Raw genomic sequence first — 24,669 nt, 5'->3', positions numbered from 1 at the left:
GCCGCAGCCGACCGCGCGGGCGAGACTCTCGGGAAGGCGCTACGTGAGTCCCAACGGCTCCGACCGCTCGCCGCGGCGCCCGATGCGGCGGAAGCTGCTGCAGGCACTGACCGCGGGCCTGGTCCTGGCGACCGCAACCGGTTGCACATACAAGGACTTCCCCCGCCTTGGCATGCCCACCCCGACCACGGAAGAGGCTCCGCGGATCCTCTCCCTGTGGCAGGGCTCCTGGGCTGCCGCGCTCGCCGTCGGCGTGCTGGTGTGGGGCCTGATCCTGTGGAGTGCTTTCTTCCACCGGCGCAGCCGCACCAAGGTCGAGGTTCCTCCGCAGACCCGGTACAACATGCCGATCGAGGCCCTGTACACCGTGGTCCCGATCATCATCATCTCGGTGCTCTTCTACTTCACGGCCCGGGACGAGTCGAAGCTCCTGGACACCTCCAAGAAGCCCGACGTCACGGTCAACGTGGTCGGCTTCCAGTGGAGCTGGGGCTTCAACTACATCGAGAACGTCCCCGGTTCCACCGGCGATGCCAAGACCGACAAGAACCTGGACGCCATTCCGGACCGGTTCAAGAAGGAATTCCCGGCGAACGCCGGCGGCGTCTACGACGTCGGTACGCCCGGCACGCGGAACCCGCAGACGAACAACCCCGGTCCGACGCTCTGGCTCCCCAAGGGCAAGACGGTCCGCTTCGTCCTGACCTCGCGTGACGTCATCCACTCCTTCTGGGTGGTGCCGTTCCTCATGAAGCAGGACGTCATTCCGGGCCACACCAACGCCTTCCAGGTGACCCCCAACAAGGAGGGCACCTTCCTCGGCAAGTGCGCCGAGCTCTGCGGCGTCGACCACTCCCGGATGCTGTTCAACGTGAAGGTCGTCTCCCCCGAGCGTTACGAGCAGCACCTCAAGGACCTCGCCAAGAAGGGGCAGACCGGTTACATTCCCGCCGGCATCGCGCAGACGAGCCACGAGAAGAACCGGGAGACGAACAACCTGTGAGCATCCTCAACGAACCCCAGGGTGCCGCGGCAGCTGAAGGCTCGTACGCCGACGAGCTGCCGGTCAGGCGCAAGCAACCCGGCAATGTCGTGGTGAAGTGGCTGACGACCACCGACCACAAGACGATCGGCACGCTGTATCTGGCGACGTCGTTCGCGTTCTTCCTGATCGGTGGCGTGATGGCGCTCGTCATGCGCGCCGAGCTGGCCCGTCCGGGCCTGCAGATCATGTCGAACGAGCAGTTCAACCAGGCGTTCACGATGCACGGCACGATCATGCTGCTGATGTTCGCGACGCCGCTGTTCGCCGGTTTCGCGAACTGGATCATGCCGCTCCAGATCGGCGCGCCCGACGTGGCGTTCCCGCGGCTGAACATGTTCGCCTACTGGCTGTACCTGTTCGGCTCGCTCATCGCGGTGGCCGGCTTCCTCACCCCGCAGGGTGCCGCCGACTTCGGCTGGTTCGCCTACTCCCCGCTGTCGGACGCGGTCCGTTCGCCGGGCGTCGGCGCCGACATGTGGATCATGGGTCTGGCCTTCTCCGGCTTCGGCACGATCCTCGGCTCGGTCAACTTCATCACCACGATCATCTGCATGCGTGCCCCGGGCATGACCATGTTCCGCATGCCGATCTTCGTGTGGAACGTGCTGCTGACCGGTGTGCTGGTCCTGCTGGCCTTCCCGGTGCTGGCCGCCGCGCTGTTCGCCCTGGAGGCGGACCGGAAGTTCGGCGCCCACATCTTCGACGCGGCCAACGGCGGCGCACTGCTGTGGCAACACCTCTTCTGGTTCTTCGGACACCCAGAGGTGTACATCATCGCCCTGCCGTTCTTCGGCATCATCTCCGAAGTCATCCCGGTGTTCTCCCGTAAGCCGATGTTCGGCTACATGGGTCTGATCGCCGCGACGATCGCGATCGCCGGTCTGTCCGTGACCGTGTGGGCCCACCACATGTACGTCACCGGCGGGGTGTTGCTGCCCTTCTTCTCCTTCATGACCTTCCTGATCGCCGTGCCGACCGGTGTGAAGTTCTTCAACTGGATCGGCACGATGTGGAAGGGCTCGCTGTCCTTCGAGACGCCGATGCTCTGGGCCACGGGCTTCCTGATCACCTTCACCTTCGGTGGTCTGACCGGTGTCATCCTGGCCTCGCCGCCGATGGACTTCCACGTCTCCGACTCGTACTTCGTGGTGGCCCACTTCCACTACGTGGTCTTCGGTACGGTCGTCTTCGCCATGTTCTCCGGCTTCCACTTCTGGTGGCCGAAGTGGACCGGCAAGATGCTGGACGAGCGCCTCGGCAAGATCACCTTCTGGACGCTGTTCATCGGCTTCCACGGCACCTTCCTGGTCCAGCACTGGCTGGGCGCCGAGGGCATGCCGCGCCGGTACGCCGACTACCTGAACGGAGACGGCTTCACCGCGCTGAACACGGTGTCGACCATCAGCTCCTTCCTGCTCGGCCTGTCGATCCTGCCGTTCCTCTACAACGTCTGGAAGACGGCCAAGTACGGCAAGCCGGTCGGCGTGGACGACCCGTGGGGCTACGGCCGCTCCCTGGAGTGGGCGACCTCCTGCCCGCCGCCGCGGCACAACTTCCTCACCCTGCCGCGGATCCGCAGCGAATCCCCGGCGTTCGATCTGCACCACCCCGAGATCGCCGCGCTCGAGCAGCTTGAGCACGCCGGTCACGGCACCGCCGTCGCGGGCAGCAAGGAGGCCGGCAAGTGAAGATCCAGGGTCGGATGTTCATCTGGCTGAGCGTCTTCATCCTGATCATGGCCATCGTGTATGGCGTGTGGTCGAAGGAGCCGGCCGGTACCACCGCGCTCTTCCTGGCCTTCGGCCTGGCCGTCATGATCGGCTTCTACCTGGGCTTCACCGCCCGGCGGGTCGACGCGGGCGCCCAGGACGACAAGGAGGCCGATGTCGCGGACGACGCGGGCGAGCTGGGCTTCTTCAGCCCGCACAGCTGGCAGCCGCTCATGCTGGGCTTCGGCGGCGCGATCGCCTTCCTCAGCATCGCGGTCGGCTGGTGGCTGATCTACTTCTCCGCCCCGTTCATCCTGATCGGCCTGTTCGGCTGGGTGTTCGAGTACTACCACGGTGAGAACCGGACCCAGTAGGGCGCCGGACGCACCGGGAGCCCGGATCTTCCTCACGGAGGGTCCGGGCTCTCCTCGTTTGCCGGAGCATCGTTCGCTCGGATGAATGACCCGCCGTGCCGGTAATCATTTGATCTCATAGCGTGATCGCATGAACCACACTGTGCGGACCCGTACCGTCGTCGGCTGCACCCTGCTGGTGACCGCCCTCGGTGCGGGCGTCACCGCTTGCGGTTCGGACGGCAACCCCCTGTCGGCCAGGCCGTACGACGCAGCGGACCTGATCTCCTTCAACGGCCCCGCCGAAGCGGGCAAGCGAGCCGACCCGGACAAGCCCCTGGAGGTCACCGCCAACAGCGGTGAGGGCCGGATCACGGACGTCACCGCCCGGGACTCCACAGGGCGCTATGTGACGGGCGAACTGGCCGCCGACGGCAGCCGCTGGCACAGCACTTCCCCGCTGGCCGCGGGCGCCCACTACACGGTCACCGTGAGCACCGAGGACGAGGACGGCGCGCCCGGCCGCAAGACCCTCACGTTCGACACCGGCAAGCCCGCGGGCAAGAAGCGCCTGAACGTCGGCTTCGGGCCGGGCGCGGGCACCTACGGCGTCGGACAGCCCATCACGGCCCAACTGGACCAGGGGATCAAGGACAAGGCGCAGCGTGCCGTGGTGGAGCGGGCCCTGCGGGTGGAGTCCACGCCGGCCGTGCAGGGCTCCTGGTACTGGGTGAACGACAAGGAACTCCACTACCGGCCCAAGGAGTACTGGCCGGCCCACGCGACCATCCGGGTGCACAGCAACCTGGAGGGCGTCCGCGTGGGCGACCGGCTGTGGGGCGCGAAGTCGCAGCCGCTGAAGATCACCACAGGGGACAAGGTCGAGGTCGTCGCGGACGCCGCCGCGCACCAGCTGACGTACTACAGGAACGACCAGCCCGTCGAGCAGATCCCGGTCACCGCCGGCAAGCCCGGCTTCGAGACCCGCAACGGCGTCAAGGTCGTACTGGAGAAGCAGTACTTCGTACGGATGCGCGGCACCACCGTCGGCATCGCCGAGGGCACCTCGGACTCCTACGACCTGCCGGTGTATTACGCCACCCGGGTCACCTGGTCCGGCGAGTACGTCCACGCCGCGCCCTGGTCGGTCGGCTCGCAGGGCTACGAGAACGTCAGCCACGGCTGCGTCGGGATGAGCACGTCCAACGCCGAGTGGCTCTACGACAACATCCGCGAGGGCGACATCGTCAAGGTCGTCAACTCCCAGGGCCAGACCATGGAGCCCTTCGGCAACGGCTTCGGCGACTGGAACGTCGACTGGAAGAAGTGGCGCACGGGCAGCGCCCTGACGAACAGGCCCCAGGACACCCCGGCAGAGGCGGTACGCCTCCAGCCAAGGGCCGCATAGGCGCCCCGAAAGGGGCGCGGGGAACTGCGCGACAAGCCACGACGAACTGGCACTCGCGCACGCTCCTCCGCGCCCCCGAGCACCTAGGCGCCCACAAGCCTCTTCTGACGCAGCAGAGAGGCCAGCGCGGAGGCGAACTCCACCGGATCCACCGGCAGCGTCACAGCCGCGTCCGCACGGCTCCACGTGGCCAGCCACGCGTCCTGCGGCCGTCCCATGAGCAGCAGCACCGGCGGGCAGCCGAACACCTCGTCCTTGATCTGCCGGCACACGCCCATGCCGCCCATCGGCACGGCCTCGCCGTCCAGCACGCAGACGTCGATGCCCCCCTTGTCCAGCTCCCGCACCACCGCCTCGGGGGTGGCGCACTCCACGAACTCCACCAGGGGGACGTCGGGGGCGGGCCGGCGCCCGGCGGCCAGCCGTACTTGCTCGCGAGTGTTGGAGTCGTCGCTATAGACCAGCACCGTGGCGGTCGGCTGCATTGTTCCTCCGGGACGTCGGCGTCGTACGGACGGGACGGGCAGGGCCGTCTGGGCGGATGCTACTCCCCCGAACACCACGTCAGCACCGGTTCGGCGGGCGGCAACACTCCGAACGGCACCCCCCGGAGTGAGCGCGAGATAAGCGACCGACATAATGTCGGTCGTGGCGACAGCAACGACAGTAGAAACCGGGCACGCGCACCCGTCGGTCAATCGGCCGAACCTCACCAGCGTCGGAACCATCATCTGGCTGAGTTCCGAGCTGATGTTCTTCGCGGCCCTCTTCGCGATGTACTTCACCCTCCGGTCGGTGACCGGACCGGACCACTGGAAGGAGATGGCGCACGCGCTCAACGTGCCCTTCTCCGCGACGAACACCACGATCCTGGTGCTCTCCTCCCTCACCTGCCAGCTCGGCGTGTTCGCTGCCGAGCGCGGCGATGTGAAGAAGCTCCGTGGCTGGTTCATCATCACCTTCATCATGGGTGCGATCTTCATCGGCGGTCAGATCTACGAGTACACCGAGCTGGTGAAGAAGGACGGCATCTCGCTGTCCTCGGACCCGTACGGCTCGGTGTTCTACCTGACCACCGGCTTCCACGGCCTGCACGTGACGGGCGGCCTCATCGCCTTCCTGCTGGTCCTCGGCCGTACCTACATGGCCAAGAGGTTCACCCACGAGCAGGCGACCGCCGCCATCGTCGTGTCCTACTACTGGCACTTCGTCGATGTCGTCTGGATCGGCCTCTTCGCCACGATCTACCTGATCAAGTAGCCGGGATCGCTCCCGCACATCCAGAAGCACCGACGCAGAAGATCCTGACACCGGGGTAATCCGTGAAAAAGCTCTCCGCACGACGACGCCATCCGCTGGCGGCGGTCGTCGTCCTACTCCTCGCGCTGGCGGCCACTGGGGGGCTGTACGCCGCGTTCGCGCCCGCGGGCAAGGCGCAGGCCGATGAATCCTCCCAGTCCCTGACCATCAAGGAGGGCAAGAAGCTCTACGAGGTCGGCTGCGCCAGCTGCCACGGCACCGGTGGCCAGGGCTCCTCCGACGGCCCGAGCCTCGTCGGCGTCGGCGCCGCGGCCGTCGACTTCCAGGTCGGCACCGGCCGTATGCCCGCCGCGACCTCGCAGGGCGCCCAGGTCCCGCGCAAGAAGCCCATCTACACGCAGGCCCAGATCGACCAGCTCGCCGCGTACGTCGCGTCGCTGGGCGCCGGCCCGAGTGTGCCCACCAAGCAGCAGTACGGCCCCGACGGCGCGGACATCGCCAAGGGCGGCGAGCTGTTCCGCACCAACTGCGCGCAGTGCCACAACTTCACCGGCAAGGGCGGTGCCCTGACCAAGGGCAAGTTCGCCCCGACGCTGGAGGGTGTCGCTCCGAAGCACATCTACGAGGCCATGCAGACCGGCCCGCAGAACATGCCGTCCTTCCCCGACACCACGATGTCGGAGAAGAACAAGAAGGACATCATCGCGTACCTGAACGCGGTCAACGGTGACAAGACGGAGAACCCGGGTGGTCTGGAGCTGGGCGGCCTCGGGCCGGTCAGTGAGGGTCTGTTCGGCTGGATCTTCGGCCTCGGCACGCTGATCGCGGTCGCCGTCTGGGTCGCCGCTCGGACCGCAAAGGCCAAGAAGTCATGAGTAGCCAAGACATTCCTGAAGAGAACCTGCCCGCTGAGCAGGACCACGCGCACGGCGCGGTAGCGACCGCGGACGAGGAGAACCCGTTCGCGGACCCGGGGCTGCCGCCGCACGAGCACCGGATCCAGGACATCGACGAGCGGGCCGCCAAGCGGTCCGAGCGCGCGGTGGCGTTCCTGTTCACGGTGTCGATGCTGGCCACCATCGGCTTCATCGTCTCGTACCTGGCGATCCCGAACGACAAGTCGATCTTCGTCTTCCCGATCGGGCATCTGAGCGCGATGAACTTCGCGCTGGGCCTGACGCTGGGCGTGGCGCTGTTCTGCATCGGCGCGGGCGCGGTCCACTGGGCGCGCACCCTGATGTCGGACGTGGAGATCGCCGACGACCGGCACCCGATCGAGGCCTCGCCGGAGGTGCGGGCCAAGGTCCACGCGGACTTCCGCCAGGGTGCCGCGGAGTCCGGCTTCGGCCGCCGCAAGCTGATCCGCAACACCATGTTCGGCGCGATGGCGCTGGTGCCGCTCTCCGGCGTGATGCTGCTGGGCGGTCTGGGCCCGGCGCCGAAGACGAAGCTGCGGCACACGATGTGGGCCAAGGGCAAGCGTCTGGTCAACATGAACACCGGCCAGCCGCTGCGTCCGGAGGACGTGGCCGTCGGCTCGCTGACCTTCGCCATGCCCGACGGGATGTCGGAGCACGACGAGGACTTCCAGAACGAGATCGCCAAGGCGGCGCTGATGATCGTGCGGCTCCAGCCGGACGACATCAAGGACAAGCGCGAGCTCGACTGGTCGCACCAGGGCGTCGTCGCCTACTCGAAGATCTGCACCCACGTGGGCTGCCCGATCTCGCTGTACGAGCAGCAGACGCACCACGTGCTGTGCCCGTGCCACCAGTCCACCTTCGACCTCACCGACGGCGCCCGAGTGATCTTCGGCCCCGCCGGCCACGCCCTGCCGCAGCTGCGCATCGGCGTGGACAGTGAGGGTTACCTCCAGGCGCTCGGCGACTTCGAGGAGCCCGTCGGTCCTGCTTTCTGGGAGCGCGGATGAGTACTGCACCGAACGAACAGTCCCGCTCTCGCGGGAAGGCACCGGCCGGCGAGCGCGTCGCCGACTGGGCCGACGGCCGGCTCGGGATCTACTCCCTGGCCAAGGCCAACATGCGCAAGATCTTCCCCGACCACTGGTCGTTCATGTTGGGCGAAGTGTGCATGTACAGCTTCATCATCATCATCCTGACGGGTGTGTATCTGACGCTGTTCTTCCACCCGTCGATGAACGAGGTGGAGTACCACGGCTCTTATGTCCCGATGCAGGGACAGCTGATGTCCGAGGCGTTCAACTCGACCCTGCACATCTCCTTCGACGTGCGCGGTGGTCTGCTCATCCGGCAGATCCACCACTGGGGCGCGGTGGTCTTCCTCGCCGGCATGTTCGTGCACATGATGCGCGTGTTCTTCACCGGCGCGTTCCGCAAGCCGCGTGAGATCAACTGGCTGTTCGGCTTCCTGCTGTTCGTCCTCGGCATGTTCACCGGCTTCACCGGTTACTCGCTCCCGGACGACCTGCTCTCCGGCACCGGTGTGCGCATCGCCGAGGGTCTGGTGCTGTCCGTGCCGATCGTCGGCACGTACCTGTCGTTCTTCCTCTTCGGCGGCGAGTTCCCCGGTCACGACTTCGTGGCCCGGTTCTACTCGATCCACATCCTGCTGCTGCCGGGCATCATGCTGGGCCTGATGGTGGCCCACCTGATCCTGGTCTTCTACCACAAGCACACGCAGTTCGCGGGTCCCGGCAAGACCGAGAAGAACGTCGTCGGCATGCCGCTGCTGCCGGTCTACATGGCCAAGGCCGGAGGCTTCTTCTTCCTGGTCTTCGGTGTCCTGGCGGTGCTGGCCGCGGTCGCGCAGATCAACCCGATCTGGGCGATGGGCCCCTACCGTCCGGACCAGGTGTCCACCGGCGCCCAGCCCGACTGGTACATGGGCTTCTCCGAGGGCTTCGTGCGTGTGATGCCGGGCTGGGAGATCAACGTCGCGGGCCACACGCTGGTCCTCGGTGTGCTCATCCCGCTGATCGTCTTCGGTCTGATGCTGGTCTCGATCGCGGTCTACCCGTTCATCGAGTCCTGGATCACCGGTGACAAGCGCGAGCACCACATCCTGGACCGCCCGCGCAACGCCCCGACGCGCACCGCTCTCGGTGTCGCCTGGCTGACGTTCTTCGCGATGGCCATGGTGGGTGGCGGCAACGACCTGTGGGCGACGCACTTCCACCTGTCGGTCAACGCCGTCACGTACTTCGTCCGGATCTTCCTGTTCGCCGGCCCGGTCATCGCGTACATCGTCACCAAGCGGATCTGTCTCGGCCTGCAGCGCCGGGACCGCGAGAAGGTGCTGCACGGCCGCGAGACCGGCATCATCAAGCGCCTGCCGCACGGTGAGTTCATCGAGGTGCACGAGCCGCTCAGCCAGGAGCAGCTGCACACGCTCACCGCGCACGAGCAGTACGCGCCGGCCGAGATCGGCCCGACGGTCGACGAGAACGGTGTGGAGCGCAAGGTCCCGGCCTCGCAGAAGCTGCGGGCGAAGCTGTCCAACGCCTACTACGGCGAGCACGCCCAGATCCCGAAGCCGAGGGCGGAGGAGTACAAGGAGATCACGAGCGGCCACGGCCACCACTGATCCGCCGTCACTGATCGCCACGCAGGCGGCCCCACGGACCCGGTCCGTGGGGCCGCCTTTTTGTGTACGGGACGTGTCGGCGGTTATCGACCCGTTATACGGCTGTCGCCAGATCGAGGCTATGATCACACTGTCGTGATCTTGAGCCGGGGCCAGAAGCCCGCGCGGGCCGCCCACGGCGTGATAATGGGGGAGTCACTGATGGCAGAACCTGCCGAGCCGGAATTCTTCTTCGATCCGACCGACCCCGGCTTCCGCCGGAACCCCTACCCGGTCTACGCGAAGCTCCGGGACGCACACCCCCTCCTCGCGGGCCCGCTCAACTCCTGGGTGGTCAGCCGCTACGAGGACGTCGAGGCCCTGCTGCGTGACCGCCGGCTCGGCAAGGACCTCGGGGGCACCCAGTTCTTCGCCCAGGTGGCCGGCACCGGCCCCGACGAGGAGCCGCCGCCCTTCCTCGGCCTCGGCCTCGACGGCTGGGACGCGGGCCTCTTCCGGCTGCTGGACCCGCCGGACCACACCAAGCTGCGCAACCTCGTCGCCGCGCCGTTCACCCCGTCCGCGGTGGAGGCGCTGATCAAGTCCGTCACCGCGGTCGTGGACGACCTGCTGGCGGACCTCCCCGAGCGGTTCGACGTCATGGAGGTGCTGGCCTCCCAACTGCCCGTGCGCGTGCTCGGTGACATGATGGGCATCGACCGCGAGGACCAGAAGCTCCTCGCCGCCTGGTCGACGGAGATCGCGCACATCCTGGAGCTGGGCGCCGCGCCGTCGGAGGATGTGGCGATCGCCTGCCAGCGCGCGGTGGCGCAGTGCACCGAGTACTTCGTCAAGGTGCTCCAGGAGCGCGCGGGCGGCGACGGCACCGACCTGATCACCGAGCTGACCCGGGCCGGCGAGACCATCGAGGGCCTGACGATCCAGCAGGTCGCCGCGGTGTGCGTGCTGCTCATCGTGCCCGGCCTGGACACCTTCGCCAACCTCATCGGCAACGCCGCGGTCATCCTGGCCGAGCACCCGGACGTGCTGGAGCGGCTCGCCGCCGACCCCTCCCTCGCCGACGACGTGCTGGACGAGGTGCTGCGCCTGGAGCCGCCCACGCACGCCTCCTGGCGCGTGGTCAACGAGCCGGTCACCCTGCACGGCCGGACCATGGAGCCCGGCGCCGTGGTGCTGCTGATGCTGGCCGCGGCCAACCGGGACGAGCGGGCCTTCGAGAACCCCGACACCCTGGCCCTCGGCAAGCACGGCCGCAGGCACCTGTCGTTCGGCCGCGGTATCCACTACTGCCTCGGCGACAACCTCTCCCGCCTGATGGCCAAGGAGGCGCTGATCGGGCTCGCCAAGCGCTGCGCCTCGATCAAGCCGGACGACGACGAGGTCGCCCTGAAGCCCGGCCTGTGGCTGCGCGGCCCGGCCCGGCTCCCCGTCACCACGACTCCGAGGGTGGGCTGATCCGATGACCACGGAAACCTCCGGCAGCGCCGCCACGGAGCCGATCCTGCTCGAACTCGTCGACGAGGAGGGCCGGACGATCGGCGTCGCCGAGAAGCTCTCGGCGCACCAGGCGCCCGGCCGTCTGCACCGCGCCTTCTCGGTGTTCCTGTTCGACACCGAGGGGCGCATGCTGCTCCAGCAGCGGGCGCTGACGAAGTACCACTCGCCGGGCGTGTGGTCCAACACCTGTTGCGGGCACCCGTACCCGGACGAGCCCGCGCAGGAGGCGGCGGCCCGCCGTGTCGGCGAGGAGCTGGGCCTGCACGGCATCCCGCTGGAACCGGCCGGCACGGTCACCTACGAGCACCCGGACGAGATCTCCGGCCTGGTCGAGAAGGAGTACAACCACCTCTTCGTCGGCCTGGTGAAGGACATCCCGGAGCCGGACCCCGCCGAGATCCACGACTACCGTTTCGTGACCCCCGGGGAGCTGGCCGCGCTGCGGGCCGAGACCAGCTTCTCGGCGTGGTTCCCCACCGTGCTGGAGGCGGCCCTGCCGGGCGTACGGCACGTCGCGCCGGGCGGCGGCTGGTGACCACCCCCTGACCCGCGAAAGAGCCGCTGCCCACGGGAAGACCGTGGGCAGCGGCTCTTTCGCGCGAGCGCCTAGGCCAGGGCGCGCAGCACGCTGTCGTTGGCTTCGGTGTCGCCGACGGTGACGCGGACGCCCTCGCCGGCGTAGCAGCGGGCCTGGACGCCCTCGCCCGCCAGGGCCAGGCGGATGTCCTCGGTCCGCTCCGGTTCGTCCAGCCACAGGAAGTTGGTGTGGCTCGGCAGCACCTTCCAGCCGCCGCGGGCGAGCCCGCCGGACAGCCGCTCGCGCTCGCCGACGATGACGGCGATCCGCTCCTCCAGCTCCGGCTGGGCCCGCAGGGACGTCTCCACCGCCACCGCCGACAGGGTGCTCAGGGCGTACGGCAGCTGGTACCGGCCGATCCTCTCGGCCCACTCGGGGGACGTCACGCCGTACCCGACGCGCATGTTGGCCAGCCCCCATGCCTTGGAGAAGGTGCGCAGCACCAGCAGGTTCGGGAACTCCCGGACCCAGCCCAGCGAGTCCGTACGGCCGGACGGGGCGACGAACTCGATGTACGCCTCGTCCAGGACCACCAGGACGTGCTCCGGGACCCGGGCGACGAACTCCTTCAGCTCGTCGCCGGGGACCAGCCGGCCGGTCGGGTTGTGCGGGTTGCACACGATGACCGCGTCCGCGTCCTGGACCGCCTTCGCCAGCGCGTCGAGGTCCTGATGCCCGCCCGGGAGCAGGGGCACCTCGACGCGGCGCGCCCCCACCATGCCGGCGAGCAGGGGATAGGCGTCGAAGTTGCGCCAGCCGTATGCCAGCCCCCCGCCGGCGGACACACTGGCCTGGAGCGCCTGGAGCGCGACGCCCACGGACCCCGCGCCGAGCACGACCTGCTCACCGGGCAGCCCCAGCCAGTCGGCGACGATCCCGCGCAGCCGCTCGGGATAGAACTCCGGGTACCGGTTGACCGCGGCGGCGTGCCGGGCGATCTCGGCGGCGACGGAGTCGAGCGGCGGCAGCGGGTGCTCGTTGAGGGTGAGCCGATGCGGCTGGGGCATCAGCCGACGCCCACCGAGGTCAGCAGGTCGCGCGCGTCCTGGAGCGTGGAGTCGGCGCCGAGTTCGTTGCCGTTCAGCGTCGGGGTGCCGAACTGCCGCTCCAGGGCCACGATGAACTCGACGACCCCCATCGAGTCCATGCCGGCGTCTTTGAACGACGCGCCCTCGAAGAGGCGGTCGGTGGACTGGGGGAACCGCTCGTCGAGCAGCGCCCTCAGGTTCTGGTCGATGGTGTTCATGACTCTCTTCTCCGTGGTCTGTGGGGAGGGTGTGGTCAGCCGTCGATCACGGTGAGGCCGCCGGGCCAGGTGAGCAGTGCCGAGCCCCAGGTCAGGCCGCCGCCGAAGCCGGTGAGGACCACCGGATCGCCCGCCCGCAGCCGCCCGTCGGCCGCACCCGCGGCGAGCGCGAGCGGGATGGAGGCGGCCACGGTGTTGCCGACCCGGTCGATGTTCTTCACGACGCGCTCGGCGGGCAGCCCGAGTTCCCGGGCGCAGGTGTCGAGGATCCTGACGTTCGCCTGGTGCGGGACCAGGTGGGCGAGATCCTCGGGGGCCAGCGCGGCGGCGTCCAGGACCTTGCGCACGGACCCGGTCATGTACCGGACGGCACGGGTGAAGACCTGCGGGCCGTCCATGTGGAAATACTGGTCGCCCGGGGCCGCCTCGGTCCCGCTCAGCCGCTGCTCGGAGCCTCCGCCGGGCACCGTGATGAGGTCCACGCCGGTGCCGTCGCTGCCCAGGTCGAAGCCGCGCAGGGCGCCCTCCTCGGCCCGGTCGCCGGCGCGCAGGACGACCGCGCCGGCGCCGTCGCCGAAGATCACCCGGGTGGTGCGGTCCCGCGGGTCGAGGATGGTGGAGAAGGTGTCCGCCCCGATCACCAGGGCGCTGTCCGCGACCTGACCGGTGATCAGCCCCGCCGCGGTGGCCAGCGCGTACACGAAGCCCGTGCACACCGCAGCCACGTCGAAGGCGCCGGTCCCGGTCAGCCCGAGTGCGGAGGCGACCACCGGGGCGGTCGCGGGGCAGGGGCGGTCCGGGGTGCTCGTGGCGACGATGACGACGTCGACGCGGTCGGTGCCGGCCGACTTCAGCGCCCGGCGCGCCGCCTCGGTGGCGAGGTGCCCGGTGCTCATGCCCGGCGACGCGATGTGCCGCCGGCCGATGCCGGTGCGGGTCCGGATCCACTCGTCGGAGGTGTCGAGTTCCGACGAGAGCATGTCGTTGGTGACCACTTGCGGCGGGAGCCAGGTGCCCAGGCCGCTCAGGATCGCCCCGCGGGTCATACCCCGGTGCCCCGGTACGGCGGCCGGATGCGGTAACCGGCGCGGGTGGCCCGCTGGTTGGCCTTGCGGGCGCGGGCGATGGCCTTGGCCGTGCGCGGGATCATCCGGCCGGAGACGAAGTCGATGCCGCGCCGGGGGTTCTTGAAGAACGCGTAGTCGTCCTTGATCATCTCCGGGAACATGGAGTCGTGCGTCTGGATGTCGGTCTCCATGAAGATCCGCGCCGTCGGGTGCAGCGTCTGCGGCCAGGAGCGGCCGGCGTCCAGGTGCCCCCGGGCGATGTCGATCTCGTACTGGATCAGCTCGCGCAGCGAGTCGCTGATGTAGCCGCTGCCGATCTGGCGGTCCAGGTCCGCCCGGGTCAGGCCGAAGCGGGCGAGGTGGTCCAGCGGGAGGTACAGCCGGCCCAGGTCCAGGTCCTCGCGCAGGTCCCAGATGAAGTCCAGCAGCTGGAAGGCCGTGATGGTGTGCCGGCACAGCTCCTCGGCGTCCTCGCTCAGCGGCTCGAAGATCTGGTTGATCCAGATCGCGGGCAGCAGCGTGACCGTCTCCAGGAAGTCGTCCAGCTCCTCCTCGTCGGCGTACTCGTACGTCGTCAGGGCCTTGCGGTGGCCGTCGACGAACTCGGGCACGCGCAGGTAGGGCAGGTCCCAGGTGCGCAGGGTGTGGACCAGGGCGCGGGCGAGGGCGGCGTCCGTCCGCTCCGACAGCGACAGCGGGTGCTCACTGGGCAGGTCCTCGCCCTTGGCGACGGCCATGTAGGTGCGCTGCCACTCGTCCAGCCTGCGGGCCCGGACGTCGACGCTGAGGTTGATGTCGTCGGCCAGGTCGTCGATGTAGCAGACGAAGGAGAAGAAGGTGTCGAAGTAGGGCCGCTTGGCCGGGTGCATCATGTAGCGGCCGAGGAAGCGCCCCCGTCCGATCTTGCGGAACAGCTGGGAGCTCGCGATGTAGTCGGCGCGCAGCCCGGAGTCCGTGATGCCTGCGAGGTCCAGCTCTTGCACTGTCATGTGAGTTCTTTCCGATGGGGTCCGCGCGTCCCCGCGGCCCCGCCCGGCCGGATGCGGCGGCGGGGTGCCTCACGGGGAGCTGCGGACGAAGGCGTACGGAGGGCGACGCGTCAGAGAGCGCTGCCGGTCATCTCGTAGGAGACGGCGGCCTGTCGTGGCCCGGGCACCGGCACGGTGGGGGCGTCGGCGGGCAGGAAGGAGGCGAAGGGCGGCTCCTCCTCCACGGTGAGCCTCAGTTCGAGGACCCCGGGCAGGTGCGCGTGGCGCCGGTACTCCGCCAGTCGCCCGGCCAGCTCGGCGGCGGTGCCGGCGCTGCCGACCCACAGCCGGTCGGGGGAGCCCAGGCCCCGCGCCACCGTGCGCACGTCGACCGGCGTGTAGTCCACGGCGGTGATCCGGGAGTCGAAGAACCGCTGCTGGCGCGTGGCGCACATGCCGTGCATGCCGTTGTTGAAGACGACGTACAGGATGGGCAGGCCCAGCTCCACGGCGGTGTGCGCCTCCAGACCGCTCATCAGGAACGCCCCGTCACCGCAGAACACCACGGTCCGGGTGCCCTCAGGCGAGCCGAGCTGGGCGCCGACGGCCGCCCCGACGCTGTAGCCCATGCCGCCCATGCCCAGCGCGATGGTGGAGGAGGAGCCGGCCGGCACGGACCCGTAGTGCATGGCGGCGACGGCGCAGTTCCCGGCGTCGTAGAGCAGGTGGCCGCCCCGCGGCAGGTGTTCCTGGAGCAGCCGGACGGCCTCGCTCTGCAGCAGCGCGTCCCCGTCCCGCTCGCCGGTGCGCCCCGGGACGGGTACGGCGGGCCGGGCCACGAAGCGGGTCAGCTCGTAGCCGGTGACCGGCGGGGCCGTGAACGGGCGCTTTGCGCGCAGCCGTTCCATGAGCCGGAACACCTCGCCGATGTCCCCGCGGACCGTGGTGTCCGCCAGGCCCGAGCGTTCGATCTCGCCGAGGTCGATGTTGACCGCGCCGGCCCGTGCCGGGTCCCAGTCGCCCAGCGCCCGCCGGGTCATCATGGCCAGTCCGGTGCCCACCAGGACCACGAAGTCCGACTTGGCCACGTACTCGGCGGCCGAGGGGTGGCCGCCCTCGCCGACGACGCCCAGGTACAGGTCGCTGTCGTTGGGGAACTCGCCGCGCGCGCCCATGGTGGTCACCACGGGGATGCGGGTCCGCTCGGCGAAGACGCGCACCGCCTCCGGGTCGCAGGAGCGGCGGTTGCCGTGCCCGAGCAGCAGCACCGGGGCACTGGCCTCGCGCAGCCGGTCGAAGAGGGCGGACACCTGCGGCTCGGGCAGCGGTTCGGGCTCGATGAAGCCGCCGAGGTGGGTCGGCCAGTCGGCCGGGACGTCACCGACCTCCAGCTCGTACACGTCCCGGGGCAGCAGCAGGGCCACCGGGCCCTTGCGGCCGCTCAGGCAGGTGGAGACGGCGTCGCGCAGCAGGTCCCAGAAGCCCTCGGCACCGGTGACCCGGACGGTCTTCTTGGTGATGGCCCGCAGCAGGGCCGGACCGTCCACGGTCCGGCCGATCCCGGAGGAGTCCTGGAAGGAGCCCCGGCCGTCCAGGGCGGCCGGCGGCTGCCCGACCAGCGCGAGGACCGGCACCGACTCCGCGTGGGACTCGGCCAGCCCGGCGACGAGGTTCATCATCCCGCCGCCGGAGGTCGAACAGCACACCCCCAGTGTGCGGTGCACCCGGGCGCGGGCGTCCGCCATGTTCGCCGCCCCGTCCTCCCGCTTGGCCAGTACGGACGTCAGACGGCCCTGACCGAGCCTGTCGATCGCGTCGTGGACGTGCTCGATGTTCGCGCCGCTGACGCCGAACACGTATCTGGTGTCCAGGTCGCGCAGTACCGTGACCAAGGCATCGGCCAGCCGCATTGATCCCCCATGTGTGGCGTGTGCTTCGTCGTGGTGCGGTGCGGGGCGGCCGCGGCCGCCCCACGGCGGGCTTCAGGCCTTGCCGGCGCCGAAGCGGTGCTCCAGGATGCGCTTCAGGTTGCCCATCTCGATGCTGTGGCCGGCGTGGAAGACGGGCCAGATGTCACCGACCCAGACGCGGTCGGTGCGCGCCCGGCCCTCGGCGATGTAGTCCGGGACGTTCTCCGTCGTACGGTCGTAGTACGGGTGCTTGCAGTTGGTCCACAGCACCACGGTGCCCGGCTTGTCGAGGACCTTCGACGAGTCGATGATCGTCATGTAGTAGCGCATCCACAGCTCGTGGCCCTGGTCCCAGGCGCACGGGTAGACCACGAGACCGTGCTCGGGGCCCTTCTGCGCGTCGGCGCGGATGTAGATGTCCGTGTTCGGCTGGATCATCTCGTCCGCGCGGTACAGCCCGCCGCCGAGGTGCTTCATGTTGCGGATGCTGTACGTCCACTCCTCCAGGGAGCGGGCGTTGGCCGCGTACTCGAAGACGATGTCGTAGGGGACGTTGATGTGCTCGGCGAGGGAGCAGTACTGACCGAAGATCTCGCCGTGGTCGTACGTCTCCTTCGTCCGGCTCTCCATGAGCTTCATCATGTCGTCCATACCGGTGTTCTCGTTCCACACCAGGTCCAGGCCCTCCAGGTCGGACCGGTCCAGGACGTAGTTCTGGGCCAGACCCGACTCGTCGGGAACGCGCTGGGACATACTTCTCCTCATGCAGTGGTAAAAGAACGAAAGAAATGAAGTGAAAGGGAGCGGGCAGGCGGGGTTGCCCCGGAAAGTCAGTTCCAGCGCCAGACCATGGAACCGACGAGTTCTCCGCCGTGCGAGAAGGTCGCGAACGCGATGAGATCGCCGGGCGAGATCATCTTTTTGTCGAGGGCGTCGGCGAACGTCACCGGAAGAGTGCCCTGGAACATGTTGCCGTAGGTGCCGAGCGTGTCGTGTGCCCGGGAATCGTCGAATCCGCAACGCTTGCGCCACTCGGCGACGTATTTCTCGTTCGGCTGGTGGGTGATCAGGAAAGCGACGTCCTCGTTCTGCACACCGGCCTTCTCCAGCGCGATGTCGACCGCCTGGGGAAGCTGTTCCATGGTGACGGTGTACAGACGCGCCAGCATGGACTGGTCGAACTTCACGGTCAGCGCGCCGGAGCCGGCCGACCAGTAGGGGATCTCCATGCCCTCGACGGTGTCCGGCTCTACCTTGAGCGCTCCCCAGTTCTCCCCGAACGCCTGCTCGTGGATGGAGAGGATGGTCGGCTCGTCGCCGGCCGTGACGAGGGTGGCGGACGCGCCGTCACCGAGCACCCGGGACTCGGGCGCCTTCTGGAACTCCTCGAGGCGGGAGACGAAGTTGGTGACCGTGACCACCGCGACCGTGCGGTACTGGCCGGAGTCGATGAAGGCCCGGGCCGTGTTGATGGAGGAGATCCAGGAGCAGCAGCCGTTGTCCACCTGGAGCACGGCGGCCTTGGTGGCGCCGACCGCGTACTGGATGGCCGTGCCCGTGCCGGGCGAGAAGGCGTCGTTCAGCTGGGAGGCGCAGATGATGAGATCGACGTCGGCCGCCGGTACGCCGTTGCGCTCCAGGAGCTTCTCGAGTGCCTTCGCGCCCAGCTGGGCCGACGTGTAGTCGGGCCAGGCGAAGCGCCGCTCGTGCACGCCCGCGAAGAAGGCGTGGTCGCCGAGCTCGCCGCCCTCGCTCGGCAACTCGCTGTTCCTGACCACCCGCTCCGGCATGAAATTAACCACGTCGACAATGCGAGTTTGTGACACGAATTATCCCCGTCTTTGTACTGATGCTGCCCGCGGAAAATGCCGTTCGGACATACGTCGGGGCCCCGTGAGAACAATGAAGGAGATCGTTGGCCGGCCCCGCTTCCCCCGTCGTGTGCGCCGGCGACGGAGGGGAATTCCCTAGCGCGGTGAGAACGAAAATCACCTTATGATCACGGCGATAACGGATCGATACCGGCGAAGTAACCAGATGATAACGTTCGGTTGGGTGTTTGACCGAATCCCGTCATACCGCAGCGAGTTGATGATCCGTCGGGTTCCGCTGCGCGGCTGATTTACCGCATTGGACCGCCAAACGTGAGCTTTCTAACGGCGATTCACCGTTGGCCGGATTACGCGGTGCCGGACGGCGCCGGGGTCGGGTGGTGTCGGAGCCCGGCCGTCCGGCGGTGCGCGGGCCCTTCCGGCCGGGCGTGCGCGGCCCTTCCGGCGGAGGGGCCGACAGGCGGTTCCGGCCCTTGTGTTCGAAACACCCCCGGCCGGAGTAATGGCCCGGCTATCCGGACAATCTGCGTAGTACGGTGTGAATACACCAAATCACGGCGGTCTGGAGCACTATGGGAAACCGGGACATGCCGGAAGGGCGCCCGCGTGCCGAGCAGTCCGCCGGCGACGGTGTGCACGGTGCCGTCTCCGTGGCGGACGAGGAGAACCCGTTCGCGGACCCCGGAGTGCCGCCGCACGAGCACCGGATCCAGGACATCGACGAGCGGGCCGCCAAGCGGTCCGAGCGCGCGGTGGCACTGCTGTTCACGGTGTCGATGCTGGCCACCATCGGCTTCATCGTCTCGTACCTGCTGATCCCGAACGACAAGTCGGTCTTCGTCTTCCCTCTCGGCCACCTGAGCGCGATGAACTTCGCGCTGGGCCTGACGCTGGGCGTGGCGCTGTTCTGCATCGGCGCGGGCGCGGTCCACTGGGCGCGCACCCTGATGTCGGACGTGGAGATCGCCGACGACCGGCACCCGATCGAGGCGTCACCCGAGGTGCGGGCCAAGGTCCACGCGGACTTCCGCCAGGGTGCCGCGGAGTCCGGCTTCGGCCGCCGCAAGCTGATCCGCAACACCCTGCTCGGCGCCATGGCGCTGGTGCCGCTGACCGGCCTGATGCTGCTCGGCGGCCTCGGACCGGCACCCGGCACCAAGCTGCGCCACACCCTGTGGGCCAAGGGCAAGCGCCTGGTCAACATGAACACCAACCAGCCGCTGCGCCCGGAGGACGTGGCCGTCGGCTCGCTGACCTTCGCCATGCCCGACGGCCTGGCGGAACACGACGAGGACTTCCAGAACGAGATCGCCAAGGCCGCCCTGATGATCGTCCGGCTCCAGCCCGACGACATCAAGGACAAGCGCGAACTCGACTGGTCGCACCAGGGCATCGTCGCCTACTCGAAGATCTGCACCCACGTGGGCTGCCCGATCTCGCTGTACGAACAGCAGACGCACCACGTGCTGTGCCCCTGCCACCAGTCCACCTTCGACCTCACCGACGGCGCCCGAGTGATCTTCGGCCCCGCCGGCCACGCCCTGCCGCAGCTGCGCATCGGCGTGGACAGCGAGGGTTACCTCCAGGCGCTCGGCGACTTCGAGGAGCCCGTCGGTCCTGCTTTCTGGGAGCGCGGATGAGTACTGCACCGAACGAAACCCCTCGACCCGGCGCGGCCGGCCGCCCCCGCGGGAAGGCGCCGGCCGGCGAGCGCCTCGCCGACTGGGCCGACGGACGGCTGGGGCTGTACGCCCTGGCCAAGGCCAACATGCGCAAGATCTTCCCCGACCACTGGTCGTTCATGCTGGGCGAGATCTGCCTCTACTCGTTTCTGATCATCATCCTGACGGGTGTCTACCTGACGCTGTTCTTCCACCCGTCGATGAACGAGGTGGAGTACCACGGCGGCTACGTCCCGCTCCAGGGACAGCTGATGTCCGAGGCGTTCCGCTCGACTCTGCACATCTCCTTCGACGTGCGCGGCGGCCTGCTCATGCGGCAGATCCACCACTGGGGCGCGGTCGTGTTCATCGCCGGGATGTTCGTGCACATGATGCGCGTGTTCTTCTCCGGCGCGTTCCGCAAGCCGCGCGAGCTGAACTGGCTGTTCGGCTTCCTGCTGTTCGTCCTCGGCATGTTCACCGGCTTCACCGGCTACTCGCTCCCGGACGACCTGCTCTCCGGCACCGGTGTCCGCTTCATGGAGGGCGCGATCCTGTCCGTGCCGATCGTCGGCACGTACCTGTCGTTCTTCCTCTTCGGCGGCGAGTTCCCCGGCCAGGACTTCGTGGCCCGGTTCTACACCATCCACATCCTGCTGCTGCCGGGCATCATGCTGGGTCTCGTGGTGGCCCATCTGATCCTGGTCTTCTACCACAAGCACACCCAGTTCGCGGGTCCCGGCAAGACCGAGAAGAACGTCGTCGGCATGCCGCTGCTGCCGGTCTACATGGCCAAGGCCGGAGGCTTCTTCTTCCTGGTCTTCGGCGTCCTCGCGGCCCTGTCCGCCGTCGCCCAGATCAACCCGATCTGGGCCATGGGCCCTTACCGCCCCGACCACGTCTCCACCGGCGCCCAGCCCGACTGGTACATGGGCATGGCCGAGGGCCTCATCCGCGCCATGCCGGGCTGGGAGATCGACTTCTTGGGGCACACCCTCGTCCTGGGCGTGTTCATCCCGCTGCTCGTGTTCGGCCTGATCCTCGTGGCCATCGCGGTCTACCCGTTCATCGAGTCCTGGATCACCGGCGACAAGCGCGAGCACCACATCCTGGACCGCCCGCGCAACGCCGCCACCCGCACCGCGTTCGGCGTCGCCTGGCTGACCGTGTACTTCGTGATGCTGATCGGCGGCGGCAACGACATCGTCGCCACCCACTTCCACCTGTCGATCAACGCCGTCACCTGGTTCGTCCGGATCGCCTACTTCGTCGGCCCGGTCATCGCCTTCATCGTCACCAAGCGGATCTGCCTGGGCCTGCAGCGCCGGGACCGCGACAAGGTGCTGCACGGCCGCGAGACCGGCATCGTCAAGCGGCTCCCGCACGGCGAGTACATCGAGGTGCACGAGCCGCTCAGCCAGGAGCAGCTGCACACCCTCACCTCGCACAAGCAGTACACGCCGGCCGAGATCGGCCCGACGGTCGACGAGAACGGCGTCGAGCGCAAGGTCCCGGCCTCGGAGAAGCTGCGCGTGAAGCTGTCCCACGCCTACTACGGCGAGGACAGCCAGATCCCCAAGCCGACCGTCGACGAGTACAAGGAGATCGCGAGCGGCCACGGCCACCACTGATCCCCGGCCGGTCCCCGGCGCGCCGAGGGGCCCCGTCCGCGACCCGGACGGGGCCCCTCGGCGCGCCTGCGGCTGGATAGGGTGGTGTACGACGAGCAGGCATCTTGGACAAGGAGCGGCTGATGAGCGCTGTGACCCCCGCTGGAGGCGACACCGCGGCGGGCCGCTCCTGGCCCGCCCTGCTGAACGGCCTGCTGGAGGGCCGGGACCTCGCCGCGGACGACACCGCCTGGGCGATGGACAAGATCATGCGCGGCGAGGCGACCGACGCGCAGATCGCCGGGTTCGCGGTGGCCCTGCGGGCGAAGGGACAGACGGTCCAGGAGATCACCGGCCTGGTCCGCGCCATGTACCGGCACGCGAACGTGATCGAGGTGCCCGGCCGCACCGTCGACATCGTCGGCACCGGTGGCGACGGGGCCAAGACGGTGAACATCTCCACGATGGCCTCGCTCGTCGTCGCCGGCACGGGCGCGAAGGTCGTCAAGCACGGCAACCGGGCCGCGTCCTCGGCATCCGGCTCCTCCGACGTGCTGGAGAAGCTCGGGGTCAACCTCGACCTGACGCCCCGCCGGGTGGCCGAGGTCGCGGAGGAGGCCGGCATCACCTTCTGCTTCGCCGTGAAGTTCCACCCCGCGCTGCGCCACGTCGGCGCCGCGCGCGGCCAGTTGGGCATCCGGACGGTGTTCAACCTGCTCGGCCCGCTGACCAACCCGGCGCAGGTGAGGGCCCAGGCGATCGGCGTGGCCGTCGCCCGCGAGGCGCCGATCGTCGCGGGCGTGCTCGCCGAACGCGGCAACTCCTCGCTGGTCTTCCGCGGTGACGACGGGCTGGACGAACTGACCACGACCGCCACCTCCCGGGTGTGGGTGGTGCGCGACGGCAAGGTCACCGAGGAGTCCTTCGACCCCCGGGACGTCGGCATCGACCTGGTCCCGGTGGAGGCCCTGCGCGGCGGCGACCCGGCCCACAACGCGGAGGTCGCCCGCAGGCTGCTGGACGGCGAGCGGGGTGCCGTACGGGACGCCGTGGAGCTGAACGCGGCGGCGGCGCTGGTGGCGCTGGACCCGACGGACGAGCCGCTCGCCGACCAGATCCGCGCGGGGCTCGCGAAGGCCGCCGAGTCCATCGACTCCGGGGCGGCCCGGCGGGCGCTGGAGCGCTGGGTGGCCGCCAGCAACGCCTGACCGGCCCGGCAGGGCGGGCCGTCCCGCGATCCGGACACCGGGTTGCGGGACGGCGATCACTTCACGTACGTTCCTCTACCAGGTCATGAGTGACAGTCATGAGGCCCCGGCCGACTGTCCGGCAACCCTCCGTCCGTGGCGGGGTGCCCCGGGTGAAGACCAGGCCGTGGACAGCAAGGTCCACGGCAAGCGCGGATCCCTCGTGCCACCAGGGATCCTGGTCGTCGAGGAGTCTTCCGTGAGCAAGCGAATGCGTTAGGGCCGCAGAGCCCCGCCTCCGCACACCCTTTCCCTTTTCTCTCGCTTTCCTTCAGCTTTCCTCGTATTCCGTCACGGGAGTCCGCCATGTCCGTCTCCACCGCTGCCGCCGACCAGTCGCTTTGCACCCCTCTGCCCGTTCTGGGGCGGGATGTCACCGTCCCGCTGGTCACCGGCGGGGAGGTCACCTACGCGGCCCTCGACTACGCGGCCAGCGCCCCCGCCCTCCAGCGCGTCTGGGACGACGTCGCCGCCTACGCCCCGTACTACGGCAGCGTCCACCGCGGGGCCGGCTACCTCTCCCAGCTCTCCACCGACCTGTTCGAGAACGCCCGCAGGACGGTCGCGGAGTTCCTCGGCTGCCGGGCCGGCGACCAGGTCGTCTTCACCCGCTCGACCACCGACTCCCTGAACCTGCTGGCCCGGGCGATCCCGGCCGGCTGCCAGGTCTTCGTGTTCGAGACCGAGCACCACGCCTCCCTGCTGCCCTGGCAGCACGCGCACGTCACCTACCTCGACGCCCCGCGCACCCCCGGCCAGGCCGTCGAGATCCTGGAGCGGGCCCTGGCCGACCGCGACCCGTACGGCCCCGCCCTGGTCTGTGTCACCGGCGCCTCCAACGTCACCGGCGAGCTGTGGCCGGTGCGCGAACTGGCCGCCGCCGCGCACGCCCACGGCGCCCGGATCGTCCTGGACGCCGCCCAGCTCGCTCCGCACCACCCGGTGTCCGTCACCGACCTCGACGTCGACTGGATCGCCTTCTCCGGCCACAAGCTGTACGCCCCCTTCGGCTCCGGTGTGCTGGCCGGCCGCGCCGACTGGCTCCAGGCGGCCGAGCCCTACCTCGCGGGCGGCGGCGCCAGCCGCCGGGTGACCCGGCGCGAGGACGGCGGGGTGGCCGTCGAGTGGCACGAGACCGCGGCCCGCCACGAGGCCGGCTCCCCGAACGTCATCGGCGCCTACGCCATCGCCGCCGCCTGCAAGGCCCTCACCGAGGCCGGCTGGGACACCCTGGTCGCCCGTGAACAGCACCTGATCGCCAAGGTCCGCGCGGGCCTGGCCGAGGTGCCCGAGGTGCGCGTGCTGTCCCTGTTCGGCGACGACGCCCCGCGCGTCGGCGTCCTCTCCTTCGTCGTCGACGGCTGGAACAGCTCCCACTTCGCCGCCGCGCTCTCCGCCGAGTACGGCATCGGCGTCCGCGACGGCCTCTTCTGCGCCCACCCGCTGGTGCGCACCCTGCTCGGCAGCGACCCGCAGACCCAGGGCGAGTGCGGCGCCCCCGAGGCGGCCCCCGGCGAGAAGTCCCTCAACGCCATCCGCGTCAGCTTCGGCGCGGGCACCCCCGACGAGCACGTGGACCGCTTCGTGAACGCCGTCAGGGAACTGGTCCGGGACGGCGCGAAGTGGCAGTACCGCACGGAGGAGGGCCGCTGCGTACCGGCGGTGTGAGCGGCGCCCGGCGGCCGGGCGGGCGCGTAGGACGCGGCGGATGCCCG

22 protein-coding genes and 1 riboswitch are annotated in these 24,669 nt (G+C 69.1%); of the genes, 14 read left to right on the top strand and 8 right to left on the bottom strand.

Annotation, left to right across the window (positions count from 1 at the left end; genetic code table 11):
• Positions 1-43: 43 nt before the first annotated feature.
• The 4 genes from ctaC to Srubr_RS08440 all read left to right on the top strand — a co-directional run bounded on the left by ctaC (position 44) and on the right by Srubr_RS08440 (position 4,515).
• Positions 44-1,003, top strand: a complete 960-nt coding sequence (ctaC, locus tag Srubr_RS08455) for an aa3-type cytochrome oxidase subunit II (protein WP_030783235.1) — start codon at positions 44-46, stop codon at positions 1,001-1,003.
• The gene (ctaD, locus tag Srubr_RS08450; protein WP_189996517.1) at positions 1,000-2,733 is read left to right on the top strand and encodes an aa3-type cytochrome oxidase subunit I; all 1,734 of its coding nucleotides are present in this window, start codon (positions 1,000-1,002) and stop codon (positions 2,731-2,733) included. Before ctaC ends, ctaD begins: the two co-directional genes overlap by 4 nt.
• Positions 2,730-3,128: a cytochrome c oxidase subunit 4 gene (locus Srubr_RS08445; RefSeq protein ID WP_030616654.1), complete on the top strand. Its 399-nt coding sequence runs from the start codon at positions 2,730-2,732 to the stop codon at positions 3,126-3,128. The genes ctaD and Srubr_RS08445 overlap by 4 nt, the downstream gene beginning before the upstream one ends.
• Positions 3,129-3,258: 130 nt before the next feature.
• Positions 3,259-4,515: a L,D-transpeptidase gene (locus tag Srubr_RS08440; protein ID WP_189996518.1), complete on the top strand. Its 1,257-nt coding sequence runs from the start codon at positions 3,259-3,261 to the stop codon at positions 4,513-4,515.
• An 83-nt stretch (positions 4,516-4,598) separates the two neighbouring features.
• On the opposite strand, the gene Srubr_RS08435 is transcribed toward Srubr_RS08440, so the two are convergent.
• Entirely contained in the window at positions 4,599-5,000 is a 402-nt protein-coding gene (locus Srubr_RS08435; protein WP_189996519.1) for a response regulator transcription factor, read from the bottom strand.
• A gap of 154 nt (positions 5,001-5,154) precedes the next feature.
• Between Srubr_RS08435 and ctaE the strand changes: the two genes are divergently transcribed.
• The 6 genes from ctaE to idi all read left to right on the top strand — a co-directional run bounded on the left by ctaE (position 5,155) and on the right by idi (position 11,371).
• The gene (ctaE, locus tag Srubr_RS08430; protein ID WP_030783240.1) at positions 5,155-5,775 is read left to right on the top strand and encodes an aa3-type cytochrome oxidase subunit III; all 621 of its coding nucleotides are present in this window, start codon (positions 5,155-5,157) and stop codon (positions 5,773-5,775) included.
• 62 nt (positions 5,776-5,837) lie between these two features.
• Entirely contained in the window at positions 5,838-6,650 is an 813-nt protein-coding gene (qcrC, locus tag Srubr_RS08425) for a cytochrome bc1 complex diheme cytochrome c subunit (protein ID WP_030783242.1), read from the top strand.
• Entirely contained in the window at positions 6,647-7,705 is a 1,059-nt protein-coding gene (qcrA, locus tag Srubr_RS08420; protein WP_167512970.1) for a cytochrome bc1 complex Rieske iron-sulfur subunit, read from the top strand. Before qcrC ends, qcrA (Srubr_RS08420) begins: the two co-directional genes overlap by 4 nt.
• Entirely contained in the window at positions 7,702-9,339 is a 1,638-nt protein-coding gene (gene qcrB, locus Srubr_RS08415) for a cytochrome bc1 complex cytochrome b subunit (RefSeq protein ID WP_189996520.1), read from the top strand. The genes qcrA (Srubr_RS08420) and qcrB (Srubr_RS08415) overlap by 4 nt, the downstream gene beginning before the upstream one ends.
• A 201-nt stretch (positions 9,340-9,540) precedes the next feature.
• A complete protein-coding gene (locus tag Srubr_RS08410) occupies positions 9,541-10,794 on the top strand; it encodes a cytochrome P450 (RefSeq protein WP_189996521.1) in 1,254 nt (417 codons plus the stop codon).
• A gap of 4 nt (positions 10,795-10,798) precedes the next feature.
• Positions 10,799-11,371, top strand: coding sequence for an isopentenyl-diphosphate Delta-isomerase (gene idi, locus Srubr_RS08405; RefSeq protein WP_189996522.1), 573 nt, complete (start codon positions 10,799-10,801; stop codon positions 11,369-11,371).
• A gap of 71 nt (positions 11,372-11,442) precedes the next feature.
• On the opposite strand, the gene Srubr_RS08400 is transcribed toward idi, so the two are convergent.
• The 7 genes from Srubr_RS08400 to Srubr_RS08370 form a co-directional block, all read right to left on the bottom strand.
• The gene (locus Srubr_RS08400) at positions 11,443-12,420 is read right to left on the bottom strand and encodes an aminotransferase class I/II-fold pyridoxal phosphate-dependent enzyme (RefSeq protein WP_189996523.1); all 978 of its coding nucleotides are present in this window, start codon (positions 12,418-12,420) and stop codon (positions 11,443-11,445) included.
• Positions 12,420-12,659 (bottom strand): acyl carrier protein, encoded by a 240-nt coding sequence (locus Srubr_RS08395; protein ID WP_189996524.1) that lies wholly within the window; start codon positions 12,657-12,659, stop codon positions 12,420-12,422. The genes Srubr_RS08400 and Srubr_RS08395 overlap by 1 nt, the downstream gene beginning before the upstream one ends.
• Positions 12,660-12,694: 35 nt before the next feature.
• On the bottom strand, positions 12,695-13,705 hold the full coding sequence (locus Srubr_RS08390; protein WP_189996525.1) for a beta-ketoacyl-ACP synthase III: 1,011 nt from the start codon (positions 13,703-13,705) through the stop codon (positions 12,695-12,697).
• Positions 13,702-14,715 carry a phytoene/squalene synthase family protein gene (locus Srubr_RS08385; RefSeq protein ID WP_189996526.1) on the bottom strand — a complete coding sequence of 338 codons (1,014 nt, stop codon included), beginning with the start codon at positions 14,713-14,715 and terminating at the stop codon, positions 13,702-13,704. Before Srubr_RS08385 ends, Srubr_RS08390 begins: the two co-directional genes overlap by 4 nt.
• A gap of 110 nt (positions 14,716-14,825) precedes the next feature.
• Positions 14,826-16,604: a thiamine pyrophosphate-binding protein gene (locus tag Srubr_RS08380; RefSeq protein WP_189996527.1), complete on the bottom strand. Its 1,779-nt coding sequence runs from the start codon at positions 16,602-16,604 to the stop codon at positions 14,826-14,828.
• A gap of 72 nt (positions 16,605-16,676) precedes the next feature.
• On the bottom strand, positions 16,677-17,357 hold the full coding sequence (locus Srubr_RS08375; protein ID WP_229926736.1) for a hypothetical protein: 681 nt from the start codon (positions 17,355-17,357) through the stop codon (positions 16,677-16,679).
• A gap of 77 nt (positions 17,358-17,434) precedes the next feature.
• Complete coding sequence (locus Srubr_RS08370) at positions 17,435-18,406, bottom strand: 3-oxoacyl-ACP synthase III family protein (RefSeq protein WP_229926737.1); 972 nt, start codon at positions 18,404-18,406, stop codon at positions 17,435-17,437.
• A 602-nt stretch (positions 18,407-19,008) separates the two neighbouring features.
• Between Srubr_RS08370 and qcrA (Srubr_RS08365) the strand changes: the two genes are divergently transcribed.
• The 4 genes from qcrA (Srubr_RS08365) (at position 19,009) to Srubr_RS08350 (ending at position 24,622) form a co-directional block, all read left to right on the top strand.
• The gene (gene qcrA / locus Srubr_RS08365) at positions 19,009-20,076 is read left to right on the top strand and encodes a cytochrome bc1 complex Rieske iron-sulfur subunit (protein ID WP_189996529.1); all 1,068 of its coding nucleotides are present in this window, start codon (positions 19,009-19,011) and stop codon (positions 20,074-20,076) included.
• Positions 20,073-21,728, top strand: a complete 1,656-nt coding sequence (qcrB, locus tag Srubr_RS08360; RefSeq protein ID WP_189996530.1) for a cytochrome bc1 complex cytochrome b subunit — start codon at positions 20,073-20,075, stop codon at positions 21,726-21,728. Before qcrA (Srubr_RS08365) ends, qcrB (Srubr_RS08360) begins: the two co-directional genes overlap by 4 nt.
• A 122-nt stretch (positions 21,729-21,850) precedes the next feature.
• Positions 21,851-22,915, top strand: a complete 1,065-nt coding sequence (trpD, locus tag Srubr_RS08355; protein WP_189996531.1) for an anthranilate phosphoribosyltransferase — start codon at positions 21,851-21,853, stop codon at positions 22,913-22,915.
• Between the two features lie 81 nt (positions 22,916-22,996).
• Positions 22,997-23,113: riboswitch (SAM riboswitch) on the top strand.
• Positions 23,114-23,260: 147 nt separating this feature from the next.
• Positions 23,261-24,622 (top strand): aminotransferase class V-fold PLP-dependent enzyme, encoded by a 1,362-nt coding sequence (locus Srubr_RS08350; protein WP_189996532.1) that lies wholly within the window; start codon positions 23,261-23,263, stop codon positions 24,620-24,622.
• Positions 24,623-24,669: the final 47 nt, after the last annotated feature.

Source organism: Streptomyces rubradiris (assembly GCF_016860525.1).
Lineage (GTDB): Bacteria > Actinomycetota > Actinomycetes > Streptomycetales > Streptomycetaceae > Streptomyces > Streptomyces rubradiris.
The sequence above is the reverse complement of the archived record's forward strand: the minus strand, read 5'-3'. Positions and strand labels throughout refer to the sequence as shown.

Bases quoted from the DNA above. Each gene is read 5' to 3' on its own strand.
- qcrA (WP_167512970.1), top strand. From the start codon at position 6,647: ATGAGTAGCCAAGACATTCCTGAAGAGAACCTGCCCGCTGAGCAGGAC.
- qcrA (WP_189996529.1), top strand. From the start codon at position 19,009: ATGGGAAACCGGGACATGCCGGAAGGGCGCCCGCGTGCCGAGCAGTCC.
- Srubr_RS08400 (WP_189996523.1), bottom strand. From the start codon at position 12,420: ATGCCCCAGCCGCATCGGCTCACCCTCAACGAGCACCCGCTGCCGCCG.
- qcrB (WP_189996530.1), top strand. From the start codon at position 20,073: ATGAGTACTGCACCGAACGAAACCCCTCGACCCGGCGCGGCCGGCCGC.
- Srubr_RS08440 (WP_189996518.1), top strand. From the start codon at position 3,259: ATGAACCACACTGTGCGGACCCGTACCGTCGTCGGCTGCACCCTGCTG.
- Srubr_RS08385 (WP_189996526.1), bottom strand. From the start codon at position 14,715: ATGACAGTGCAAGAGCTGGACCTCGCAGGCATCACGGACTCCGGGCTG.
- Srubr_RS08410 (WP_189996521.1), top strand. From the start codon at position 9,541: ATGGCAGAACCTGCCGAGCCGGAATTCTTCTTCGATCCGACCGACCCC.
- Srubr_RS08380 (WP_189996527.1), bottom strand. From the start codon at position 16,604: ATGCGGCTGGCCGATGCCTTGGTCACGGTACTGCGCGACCTGGACACC.
- Srubr_RS08350 (WP_189996532.1), top strand. From the start codon at position 23,261: ATGTCCGTCTCCACCGCTGCCGCCGACCAGTCGCTTTGCACCCCTCTG.
- ctaE (WP_030783240.1), top strand. From the start codon at position 5,155: ATGTCGGTCGTGGCGACAGCAACGACAGTAGAAACCGGGCACGCGCAC.
- Srubr_RS08395 (WP_189996524.1), bottom strand. From the start codon at position 12,659: ATGAACACCATCGACCAGAACCTGAGGGCGCTGCTCGACGAGCGGTTC.
- Srubr_RS08390 (WP_189996525.1), bottom strand. From the start codon at position 13,705: ATGACCCGCGGGGCGATCCTGAGCGGCCTGGGCACCTGGCTCCCGCCG.
- trpD (WP_189996531.1), top strand. From the start codon at position 21,851: ATGAGCGCTGTGACCCCCGCTGGAGGCGACACCGCGGCGGGCCGCTCC.
- Srubr_RS08375 (WP_229926736.1), bottom strand. From the start codon at position 17,357: ATGTCCCAGCGCGTTCCCGACGAGTCGGGTCTGGCCCAGAACTACGTC.
- idi (WP_189996522.1), top strand. From the start codon at position 10,799: ATGACCACGGAAACCTCCGGCAGCGCCGCCACGGAGCCGATCCTGCTC.
- qcrB (WP_189996520.1), top strand. From the start codon at position 7,702: ATGAGTACTGCACCGAACGAACAGTCCCGCTCTCGCGGGAAGGCACCG.
- Srubr_RS08435 (WP_189996519.1), bottom strand. From the start codon at position 5,000: ATGCAGCCGACCGCCACGGTGCTGGTCTATAGCGACGACTCCAACACT.